Annotated in this window: 12 protein-coding genes; 5 read left to right on the forward strand and 7 right to left on the reverse strand. The window is 73.2% G+C overall.

All coding sequences use genetic code 11. The features are described 5' to 3' along the window. Positions 1 to 908 (forward strand): acyl-CoA carboxylase subunit beta (locus ACWCSD_RS39330; RefSeq protein WP_449922529.1); only part of this gene is annotated, 908 nt, incomplete at its 5' end. Between the two features lie 9 nt (positions 909 to 917). Here ACWCSD_RS39330 and ACWCSD_RS39335 read toward each other — a convergent pair. Further along, the gene (locus ACWCSD_RS39335; protein ID WP_449922531.1) at positions 918 to 2,360 is read right to left on the reverse strand and encodes an MFS transporter; all 1,443 of its coding nucleotides are present in this window, start codon (positions 2,358 to 2,360) and stop codon (positions 918 to 920) included. Positions 2,361 to 2,741: 381 nt separating this feature from the next. Here ACWCSD_RS39335 and ACWCSD_RS39340 point away from each other — a divergent pair, with 381 nt between their 5' ends. The 3 genes from ACWCSD_RS39340 to ACWCSD_RS39350 are packed head-to-tail and all read left to right on the forward strand — an operon-like array spanning position 2,742 to position 4,587. Continuing rightward, positions 2,742 to 3,077, forward strand: coding sequence for a hypothetical protein (locus ACWCSD_RS39340; protein WP_357982071.1), 336 nt, complete (start codon positions 2,742 to 2,744; stop codon positions 3,075 to 3,077). Next, complete coding sequence (locus ACWCSD_RS39345) at positions 3,074 to 3,844, forward strand: 4'-phosphopantetheinyl transferase family protein (protein WP_352354829.1); 771 nt, start codon at positions 3,074 to 3,076, stop codon at positions 3,842 to 3,844. Before ACWCSD_RS39340 ends, ACWCSD_RS39345 begins: the two co-directional genes overlap by 4 nt. Positions 3,845 to 3,861: 17 nt before the next feature. Next, positions 3,862 to 4,587 carry an alpha/beta fold hydrolase gene (locus ACWCSD_RS39350; protein ID WP_358295100.1) on the forward strand — a complete coding sequence of 242 codons (726 nt, stop codon included), beginning with the start codon at positions 3,862 to 3,864 and terminating at the stop codon, positions 4,585 to 4,587. Here the strand turns inward: ACWCSD_RS39350 and ACWCSD_RS39355 are convergent. The 4 genes from ACWCSD_RS39355 to metK form a co-directional block, all read right to left on the reverse strand. Further along, positions 4,531 to 5,070 (reverse strand): hypothetical protein, encoded by a 540-nt coding sequence (locus ACWCSD_RS39355; protein ID WP_397158234.1) that lies wholly within the window; start codon positions 5,068 to 5,070, stop codon positions 4,531 to 4,533. The two genes, ACWCSD_RS39350 and ACWCSD_RS39355, sit on opposite strands and share 57 nt — an antisense overlap. Beyond that, positions 5,070 to 5,627, reverse strand: a complete 558-nt coding sequence (locus ACWCSD_RS39360; RefSeq protein WP_397158236.1) for a hypothetical protein — start codon at positions 5,625 to 5,627, stop codon at positions 5,070 to 5,072. Before ACWCSD_RS39360 ends, ACWCSD_RS39355 begins: the two co-directional genes overlap by 1 nt. A 146-nt stretch (positions 5,628 to 5,773) precedes the next feature. Beyond that, positions 5,774 to 6,421, reverse strand: coding sequence for an isochorismatase family protein (locus ACWCSD_RS39365; protein WP_397158238.1), 648 nt, complete (start codon positions 6,419 to 6,421; stop codon positions 5,774 to 5,776). A gap of 152 nt (positions 6,422 to 6,573) precedes the next feature. Then, positions 6,574 to 7,761 (reverse strand): methionine adenosyltransferase, encoded by a 1,188-nt coding sequence (gene metK, locus ACWCSD_RS39370; protein ID WP_387673818.1) that lies wholly within the window; start codon positions 7,759 to 7,761, stop codon positions 6,574 to 6,576. 405 nt (positions 7,762 to 8,166) lie between these two features. Between metK and ACWCSD_RS39375 the strand changes: the two genes are divergently transcribed. Next, positions 8,167 to 8,994, forward strand: coding sequence for an S-methyl-5'-thioadenosine phosphorylase (locus ACWCSD_RS39375; protein WP_397158240.1), 828 nt, complete (start codon positions 8,167 to 8,169; stop codon positions 8,992 to 8,994). Positions 8,995 to 9,055: 61 nt separating this feature from the next. Here ACWCSD_RS39375 and ACWCSD_RS39380 read toward each other — a convergent pair whose 3' ends face one another. Then, positions 9,056 to 9,319 carry an acyl carrier protein gene (locus ACWCSD_RS39380; RefSeq protein WP_352354843.1) on the reverse strand — a complete coding sequence of 88 codons (264 nt, stop codon included), beginning with the start codon at positions 9,317 to 9,319 and terminating at the stop codon, positions 9,056 to 9,058. A gap of 53 nt (positions 9,320 to 9,372) precedes the next feature. Continuing rightward, positions 9,373 to 9,615: a phosphopantetheine-binding protein gene (locus ACWCSD_RS39385; RefSeq protein ID WP_397158243.1), complete on the reverse strand. Its 243-nt coding sequence runs from the start codon at positions 9,613 to 9,615 to the stop codon at positions 9,373 to 9,375. Positions 9,616 to 9,679 lie beyond the last annotated feature (64 nt).

The following is a 9,679-nucleotide window of genomic DNA, read 5'->3' on the forward strand; positions in this document are numbered from 1 at the left end:
GCGCGCAGGTGCACGCCAGCCGGTCCGGGCTGGCCACGTTCGTGCACGACGACGAGGAGAGCTGCCTGGCCGCCGTGCGCGACCTGGTCTCGATGTTGCCGAGCAACAACATGAGCCGCCCGCCGGCGCTGCCCGCGCGGGCCGCGGCCGGCGACGCCCGGCCCCGGCTGGCCGAGATCGTGCCGGTGGAGCCGAACAAGCCGTACGACATGCGGCTGGTCATCGCCGAGGTGGTGGACGACGGCGACTTCCTCGAACTGCACCAGAGCTGGGCGCCCAACGTGATCTGCGCGCTGGCCCGGATCGACGGCCAGGTGGTCGGCGTGGTGGGCAACCAGCCGACCGTGCTGGCCGGCGTGCTGGACGTGTCGGCCGCGGAGAAGGCCGCCAGGTTCGTCAGGTTCTGCGACGCCTTCTCCATCCCCCTGGTCACGCTCGTGGACGTGCCCGGCTTCCTGCCCGGCAAGGAGCAGGAGCACGCGGGCGTCATCCGGCACGGCGCCAAGCTGCTGTACGCCTACTGCGAGGCGACCGTGCCGCGCGTCCAGGTCATCGTCAGGAAGGCCTATGGCGGGGCGTACATCGTGATGGACTCCCGGTCGATCGGCACCGACCTGTCACTGGCCTGGCCGACCAACGAGATCGCGGTGATGGGCGCCGAGGGGGCGGTCAACATCATCCACCGCAAGGAGCTGGCCGCCGCGGCCGACCCCGCCGCCCGGCGGGCGGAGCTGCTGGAGCAGTACACCCGCGAGCTGGTCCATCCGGCGTACACGGCCGAGCGCGGCCTGGTCGACGCCGTCATAGACCCGGTGGAGACGAGGTCGGCGGTGGCGCGCGGGCTGGCCATGCTGCGCGACAAGCGCAAGCACGTGGCGCCGCGCAAACACGGCAACCTTCCCCTGTAGGGCTTCCCGTCAGTTCCCCTGCTCGGCGCAGGGGACGGCCGCGGCCGTCCGGGCGCGCTGCCCGGGGAGCCTGAGCGCGGCCAGGACGCCCGTCAGCATGACGGCGCCCAGGACGAGGACCGCCGCGCGCATCCCCTGGGCGGAGGCGTCGCGCAGGGCCTGCCCGGCCAGCCCTTCGATGCCCTGGTTGGCGACCGCCACCAGGACCGCCAGGCCCGCCGCGGTGCCCACCTGCAGCGCGGTGGAGGCCACCCCGGAGGCCAGGCCCTGTTCGTCCGCCGGGACGCCGGTGCCGGCCGCGATCCACATGGCCTCGTACGTGATGCCCATGCCCAGGCCGATGACGACGACCCCGGGCAGGACGGTGAGGAGGGCCCCGTCCCCCTGCAAGCCGGGGGCCAGGAGCACGGCGCCTGCGGCGTTGACCAGGATGCCGGCGATCAGCGTGCCGCGGGTGCCGAGCCGGTGGACCAGCCGCTCGCTGAGGAAGTTGCCGGCCGTGATCGACAGGGTCGGGGCGAGGAACGCCAGGCCGGTCTCCAGGGCGTCGAAGCCGAGGACGTCCTGGAGGTACAGGGTCAGGAAGTACGGCACGGCCTGCATCGTCAGGCCGAAGAGGAGGATGACCACGACCGCGCCGCTGAGGGCGCGGTTGCCGAACAGCCGCAGCGGCATCAGCGGCGTCCGGCCGCGGGCCTGGAGGCGCAGGAACACCGCCACCAGCACCACCGCGAGCACGGCCGCCGCGACCACCTCGGCCCGCGCCCAGCCCGCCTCCGAACCGTGCGCGACCGCGAAGATCAGCAGCGTGATGCCGGCGGTGCCGGTCAGCGTCCCGGGCACGTCCACGCTGCCCCGGGTGGCGCGGCCGTCGGGGGGCAGCAGGGCGAAGGCGGCGGCGACGCCCACGGCGGTCAGCGGCACGTTGACGTAGAACACGGCCTGCCAGCCCAGGGCCTGGGTGAGCACCCCGCCGGCCAGCGCGCCCGCCGTGAGCCCGCCGGCGCCCGCCATGGCCCAGACGGTCAGCGCGCGGTTGCGCTCCCTGCCCTCGGCGAAGGCGGTGTTGACCAGGGCCAGCACCGCGGGGAACAGCACCGCGCCGGCCAGGCCCTGGACGGCGCGCGCGGCGAGCAGCACCGCCGGCGCCGTGGCCAGGCCGCCCAGCACGGAGGCCACGCCGTACAGCGCCATGCCGAGCACGAACATCCGCCGGCGTCCGGCCAGGTCGGACAGGCGTCCGCCGAACAGCAGGAAGCCTCCGTACAGGACGGCGTACGCGGTGACCACCCATTGCAGGGTGTGCGCGGTGAAGCCGACGTCGGACGCGATGTCCGGCAGGGCCACGTAGATGATGGTGAAGTCGAGACTGATGATCAGATGCCCCAGCGCGAGCAGCGCGAGGCTCCATCCCGGCCGCCGGATGCGGTCCGGGGAGCGGGTGATGGACATGGATGTGCCTTTCGTCCGTACGGGGTCCGGTGGCCTGTCATGGCTGCACCGGAACCGGCGGACATTTGTTGGCACACCCCCTGAGGGCACTGGGGTGGGCGGCGCCCGGGCTCGGGCCGTCCGGTCCGGTCATCGCCCCTCCCCAGGTGCTCCGCGTCGTCTCCGGGACGACTATGCCGTCCGCCGCGGCCCGCGGGATCGGCCGTCCGGTCAGCGTGGCCCGGGACCTTGGGCCTAGGACCAGGGACCAGGGCCGGGCGGGCCCGGTGACAGCATGCGGCGGCGGCCTGCAGCTTCCTGACGTCCCCATCCCTGGATCGCGCCCTTCCCGGATCCCACAGTGGAGGTACGAGAGACAGACCTCCGGCAGACGAGATGGAGATGAGACCCCATGTTCGCCCCTTCACGCCGCACGGCGACGAGGAAGCCATGCTGATCCAGGTGACGATGCGCCAGGTGCGCGGGATGCCGATCCTCGGCTCCCCGATCGACGGGATCCGCATCATGGCGCTCCTGCCGGGCCACTGGCACAAGGACCTCACCCAGGCCGGCGGGGACATCGTCATCCGGATGCGCGTGGACGAGCCCCTGACCAGCGCGCAGGTGCGCGCCGAGGTGACGCAGACCCTCGCCAACCCCGAGGTGGACCGGTGGGAGCTGGTGGCCTGCCGCGTCCTGTCCCACAGCAGCACAGCCGCAAGGGAGGAAGACCAGTGATCGCATCTGTGGTGGCGCCAGGAGAGTGCCAGGTCTGGTGGGCCGGCCCGCGCGACCATCCGGAGGGGACCCTGCTGTCGGTGCTCAGCGAGCCCGAGCTCGAACGGGCCGCGCGGTTCCGCCGCGAGCCCGACCGCAGGCGCTTCCTGACCGGCTCGTGGCTGCTGCGCACCGCGAGCGCCGTGCAGCTCGGCGTCCGTCCCGAGGACGTCGTGGTGGACCGGTCGTGCCCCGACTGCACCCGGTACCACGGCAAGCCGCAGGTCCGGGCGCCCGGCTTCCCGCTGCACGTGTCGGTCTCGCACTCCGAGGACCGGGTCGCGGTGGCCGTGACGACCGAGGGGCCGCTCGGGGTGGACGTGGAGGCCGTGCCCGCCGACCCGGTGGACGACCTGGCCCGCTGCGCGCTCACCGAGGCCGAGCTGGCCGTCCTGGAGGCGTTCCCCCAGGAGGACAGGTACGAGGCGTTCGCGAAGGTCTGGGTGCGCAAGGAGGCGGCGCTCAAGGCCACCGGGCACGGCCTGCGGGTGCCTCCGACGGAGGTGGCGGTCAGCGGGCCGGCCGACGACCCGGCCCTGCTGAGCTGGCCACTGGACATCCCGCCGGAGAGCCTGCGGTTCCGCGTCCTGTCGCCGGGCCGCGGCTACGTCGCCGCGGTCGCGGTGATCACCGGCCGCCCGGTCGAGGCGGTGGAGTTCCACCTGCCCGCCGCGCGGGCAGACTTCGCACGGGGCCCCCTGCCGGGGCCGCTGGCCGGCGTCGCGTGAGGAGGAGGACGATCCAGATGCGAAGGACCTTCCTCCTCCTGCCGGGCTCCTGGTCGGGCGCGTGGATCTGGGAGCCCGTCGTCCGGCGGCTGCGCCTGCTCGGGCACGACGCCCGCGCCGTCACCCTGCGCGGCCTGTCCGGGCCGCGCGACGACGTCGCCGGCGTCGGCCTCCAGACGCACGTGGACGAGGTGCTGACCCTGCTGAAGAACGAGGGGCTGCGCGACGTCGTGCTCGTCGGGCACAGCTACTCGGGGCTGGTGGCCGGTCAGGTCGCCGACCGGGCGCCGGGCCGCGTCGCCCACACCGTCTACGTCGAGGCGTTCCTGCCGCACGACGGCCGTTCGATGCTGCACGCCTTCCCCGACCGGCAGCGGGAGCAGGAGCTGCGCCTGATCGAGTCGGGCGGGGGCCGCTGGCCCGCCCCCGACCACACCCTGGTGGCCGAGGGACAGGGCCTCACGGCGGCGCAGGCGCGCTGGCTGGCCGCCCGGTTCGTCGGCCACCCCGGCCGGGCCGTGGCCGAGGCCGCCGTGCTCAGCACGCCGCTGGAGCGGCAGCGGGCCAGCTACGTGGTGTGCGACCTGGACCACTTCCAGGGCAGCCTGTCGCCCGACGTGTCCGCGCTGCGCGCGGCGCCGTCCTGGGACTTCCACACCCTGGACACCGGCTGCTGGCCGATGGTCTCAGCGCCCGGCCCGCTCAGCGCTCTGCTGTCCGACGCCGTCGCCGGCCGCCATTGAGCGGCCGGCGGCCTCCGGGCCCGGTGCCGGCCCGGGCCGCGTGGACGCGGGAAGCAGCCGCCGCAGCGAACCGGCGTGCAGGAACCACAGCAGGCCCAGCGCCACGGCCAGGAGCAGGGCGCTGAAGACCCACTCGTTCGACCCGCCCGGCCCGTAGACGCGGCCGCCGGAGCCGATGTCCACCGCGCGGACCGGCTGCCCGGCCCGGTGGGTGTAGCGGTCGCTGCCGTACATCTCGACGCCCGTCCGGCCGGTGGTCCCGTCGTCGGAGCGGAAGTCGCCCGTCCAGACGCAGGACTCGTGCCCCGGATGCGTGATGCACGCCAGCGTTCGCGGCACGAAAACCCCGGGCACGCCGTCGGCGCGGGCGGCGCGGACGACCGTGCCGAGGTTCGGCACGGTCAGGAACAGCAGGAAGCCCGCCACCAGGCTGAGCGCGAAGGAGAAGGCCGGGGAGACCCCGCGGCGCCCGGAGCGCGCCATCACGCGGGCGACACCGCGCAGGCGCAGCGCATGTCGGCCCGCTCGGCCGGACGGGGGCTGCGGTGCAGGAGCATGGCCACCACCATGGGCACGAAGACCAGCCCGTTGTAGAACAGGTGCAGCTCCATGCGCGGGACGAGGAGCTGGATGATGCTCGTCGGCACCGGACGGCCCGCCAGGTTGTTCCCGGTGAGCGCCTGCAGGAGCAGCAGCAGGTGCTCCAGGTGGTGCCAGACCTGGATGCCCAGGGAGATGTTCCACCACGTACGGGACCTGCCGGTGAAGCCGGAGCGCAGCATCAGCAGGCCGATGAGCATCAGCAGCGCGTAGCCGTAGTGCATCCACTCGGAGCTGACCAGCCAGGGGAAGGGCAGGCCGAGGACGCCGCGCGCCTCCTTCAGCGGCCAGCCCAGCACGTAGACCTGGATGGCCTGGGCGACGTGCTCGGCCCAGTGGGCGAGCACGACGACGAGGTAGAGGGTGAGGGCGGGCTTGTGGTAGCGGGTGTTGAGCGCGCTCAACAGGCCGCCGGACGTCGACACCGTGTGGGTGGCCATGCGGGGAACCTCGGCTTCCGGGATCGTCGGTCACGCGTCGTCCCGGCACGGCGAGGTCGCCGGCGAATGGTCTTCGGTCCCCTTCGGTTGCGCCTGCTCCGGGAGATCGCGAATTCAGTGTCCGCTGCGATCCCGCGCCTGACAACTCACAAATTGCGCGGCAGTCCGGCGAGCAGTTGCTTGGTCGTCAGGGTGACGCCGCAGCGGCCGGCGACGTAGCCGAGCGCCTGCCGGTGGTCGGCTGCGGTGAGGTCGGCGACGGCGTCGGCCACCACGTACGGCTGGATGTCGTGGGTGAAGGCGTCGAGCGCGGTGGTCAGGACGCCGATGTGGGCGTAGACGCCGGCGATGAGGAGCTGGTCGCGTCCCGACTCGCGCAGCCACCACAGCAGGGTGGTCTCGTGGAAGGCGCTGTAGCGCCGCCGGGTGAAGACCCAGTCGCCCGGTCCCGGCGCCATCGGCTCGGGGAAGCCGCGCCGGGCGGGCTCCAGCCGGTCGCTGCGCCGCCAGAAGTCCTTGGCCAGCCCCTGCTGCTCGCCGGTCAGCAGGCCCGGCTGCGCCGCGTAGGCGACGGGCACGCCGAGGCGCGCGCACAGCTCGCGCAGCGCCGTCACGTTGCGCACCAGGTCGGTGAGCGGCGCCTCGCCGGGCGGGAAGAGGTCGAGGCAGGCGTGCTGCAGGTCGACCAGCAGCAGGACGGCCCGGCGCGGGTCGGGCGTCCAGGCGACCGCGGCGGGCGGCAGCTCGGCGGCGTCCGGCATCGGGTAGGGCTCGATCTCTGAAACGACCGGCACGGCGACCTCCGAATTTCTCGCAGCTTTTTGAGGCTGTTTCCATGATGTGCCGCCACGGCGTCCCTCGAAATGCGGAACGGCGGCAGGAAGCTGACTTCCCGCCGCCGTTTCCAGCCATTTTCTTTTTTCCGGAGTGTATACCGGGCCCATGGTCAGAGTCCGGCCGCCGCCCGCAGTTCCTCCGTCCGGTTCACCCGCTCCCAGGTGAACTCGTCGCGGCCGAAATGCCCGTAGGCGGAGGTGCCCGCGTAGATGGGACGCAGCAGGTCCAGGTCCCGGATGATCGCGGCCGGGCGCAGGTCGAACACCTCGCGCACGGCGTCGTGGACGCGCTCCCTGGGCACCCGTTCGGTGCCGAAGCACTCCACGAACAGGCCCACCGGCCGCGCCTTGCCGATCGCGTACGCCACCTGCACCTCGCAGCGCCCGGCCAGCCCCGCGGCCACCACGTTCTTGGCCACCCAGCGCATGGCGTAGGCGCCCGACCGGTCCACCTTGGAGGGGTCCTTGCCGGAGAACGCGCCGCCGCCGTGCCGGGCCATGCCGCCGTACGTGTCGATGATGATCTTGCGTCCGGTCAGGCCCGCGTCGCCCATCGGGCCGCCGACCTCGAACCGGCCCGTCGGGTTGACCAGCAGCCGGTGGCCCGTGGTGTCGATCCCCGCCTCGGCCAGCACCGGCTCGACGACCTCGCGCGTGACGTCGGGGGTCAGCATGTCGGCCAGGTCGACGTGCGCGGCGTGCTGGGTGGACAGCACGACGGTGTCCAGGCGGACCGGCCGGTCGCCCTCGTACTCGACGGTGACCTGCGTCTTGCCGTCCGGCCGCAGGTACGGCACCGTCCCGGACCTGCGAACCTCCGCCAGCCGCCGGGCCAGCCGGTGGGCCAGCATGATCGGCAACGGCATCAGCTCGGGCGTCTCCTCGCACGCGTAGCCGAACATCAGGCCCTGGTCGCCGGCGCCCTGCCGGTCCAGCTCGTCGGCGGCGGCCGCGCCGCGGTGCTCGTAGGCGTCGTCCACGCCGCGGGCGATGTCGGGCGACTGGGTGCCGATCGACACCGACACGCCGCAGGAGGCGCCGTCGAAGCCCTTCTGGGAGGCGTCGTAGCCGATCTGCAGGATCGTCTCCCTGACCAGGCCGGGGATGTCCACGTACGTCTGCGTGGTGACCTCGCCCGCGACGTGCACCATGCCCGTGGTGATCAGCGTCTCGACCGCGACCCGGCTGCCCGGGTCCTTGGCCAGCAGGGCGTCCAGGATGCCGTCGCTGATCCGGTCGGCGATCTTGTCGGGGTGGCCTTCGGTGACCGATTCTGAGGTGAACAAACGACGTGACACCGGGGCCTCCTAGTAGGGCAGCCGGCGCCCGGCGGGGGTGCGCAGGTCGAGTGCGGTCACGGGGGTACGCGGTTTCTTCGGCCTCGGCACGCGAATCACTTTGGGCATGGAATTGCTCCACATCTCGGCGGCGGGAAAACTCGAATTTCCCGGACACAGATCATCCAAGATTTCGCGTCGAGCATTCTTCTCCGATGACCTGCGCGACGGAGGTTCGCTTCCGAGAATAACCACGGCCGGGCGTGGCGGGTTCTTTCGCTGTGCGGCGTCGGGACCGGTCGGGCAATCCAGGAGATGCCCCGGACGCGCCGGGAGGCCACGATGCTCCTGATGCCCGGACGGCTCTTCCCGCCGGGCGGATCACCTACGCCGGGTCCCGGCCGCACCGGCGACGAAAGGCTGATCATGAACGGAATCGGCGCGGAGATCGGGATCATCGGCGGGAGCGGGTTCTCCTCGGTCGCCGACGGAGCCCGGGAGGTCGCGCTCACCACCCCGTACGGCGAGCCGTCGGCGCCGCTCTCGCTGGCCCGGGTGCGCGGCCGCACGGTCGCCTTCCTGCCCCGGCACGGGCGCGACCACCGCCGGCCGCCGCACCGGATCAACTACCGGGCCAACCTGTGGGCGCTGCACTCGGTGGGCGTGCGCCAGATCATCGCGCCGTGCGCGGTCGGCTCGCTCCGGCCCGAGCTGGGGCCGGGCGTGATGGTGGTACCCGACCAGCTCGTGGACCGGACCTGCGGGCGCGTCCGGACGTACTTCGACGACGCGGCGGTGCACGTGCCGTTCGCCGACCCGTACTGCCCGGTGGGCCGCGAGACGGTGCTCGACGCCGCGGCGGCGACCGGCCAGGACTGCGTGGACGGCGGGACGACGGTGGTGGTCGAGGGCCCGCGCCTGGCCAGCCGGGCCGAGGCGCAGTGGTACGCCGCGCAGGGGTGGTCGCTGCTCGACATGACGGCCTGCCCGGAGGCGGCGCTCGCCCGCGAGCTGGCCCTGTGCTACGTGCCGGTCGCGCTGGTGACGGACCTGGACGCCGGGCTCGGCGTGGGCTCCGGCGCGCGGCGCGACGAGCTGTTCACGATCTTCCACGAGGGGCTGGACCGGCTGCGGGCGCTGGTGCTGGCGACCGTGTCCCGGCTGCCGCGCACCCGTACGTGCGGCTGCGCGCGCGCCCTGGAGGACGCCGCCCTCCCCGCCGACGCCGACCACCTCGGCCCGCTCCCCGCCTGAACCCTTCTTGGAGCACGCGGAAACCCGGGCCCCCGAGGGAACCCGGGTGAGATCGCGGAGGCTACACCGCCATCGGCACGTGCGCGTCCAGGGCGACGCGTTCGACCAGCGCCTCCAGGTTCGGGTCCGCGTCGAAGACGTCGCCGACGTCGATGGCGATGCCCAGCTCCTCCTTGATCCGCCCGACCAGCCGCGCCGCGGCCGCGAACTCCCCCTCCAGGTCGGAGAACGTCGCCGCCTCCAGCCCCTCGGGCACGTCGAGCACCTCGTTCCAGATGTCGCCGACCTTCTCGCGAAGCTCGGCGAGGCTGAGTCCGCCGGTCATGGGCCGTCCCTCCTCAAGGTCTGCTGGTGATTGTCGCAACGGCGCCGCGGCGGCTACATCTCCGAGGATGCCCTGGCCCTGACCTGGCCGAGCAGCGCGTCGAGCGTCCCCTCGCACAGCAGGACGGCCGGTTCGACGGCCACCCCGAGCCGGTCCTCGATCCGGGCGGCCATCCGCAGCGCGGCGAGCGCCGTGCCGCCGAGCTCGCCGAAGGTGGCGCCGGCCTCGTCCGGGCCGACGCCGAGCACGGTGTTCCAGATGTCGGTGACGTGCCTGTCGACGTCCGCCGGGTCCACGTCGCGCGTCCTCCCGTGAGGCTCCCTTGGGGGGACCATAAGCCGCGGGGGCGGCGGGTGTTTG

Source organism: Nonomuraea sp. NPDC001684, from assembly GCF_053596515.1.

Coding starts and splice junctions, on each gene's coding strand:
- ACWCSD_RS39335 (WP_449922531.1), bottom strand. CDS start 2,360: ATGTCCATCACCCGCTCCCCGGACCGCATCCGGCGGCCGGGATGGAGC.
- ACWCSD_RS39340 (WP_357982071.1), top strand. CDS start 2,742: ATGAGACCCCATGTTCGCCCCTTCACGCCGCACGGCGACGAGGAAGCC.
- ACWCSD_RS39350 (WP_358295100.1), top strand. CDS start 3,862: ATGCGAAGGACCTTCCTCCTCCTGCCGGGCTCCTGGTCGGGCGCGTGG.
- ACWCSD_RS39355 (WP_397158234.1), bottom strand. CDS start 5,070: ATGGCGCGCTCCGGGCGCCGCGGGGTCTCCCCGGCCTTCTCCTTCGCG.
- ACWCSD_RS39360 (WP_397158236.1), bottom strand. CDS start 5,627: ATGGCCACCCACACGGTGTCGACGTCCGGCGGCCTGTTGAGCGCGCTC.
- ACWCSD_RS39375 (WP_397158240.1), top strand. CDS start 8,167: ATGAACGGAATCGGCGCGGAGATCGGGATCATCGGCGGGAGCGGGTTC.
- ACWCSD_RS39380 (WP_352354843.1), bottom strand. CDS start 9,319: ATGACCGGCGGACTCAGCCTCGCCGAGCTTCGCGAGAAGGTCGGCGAC.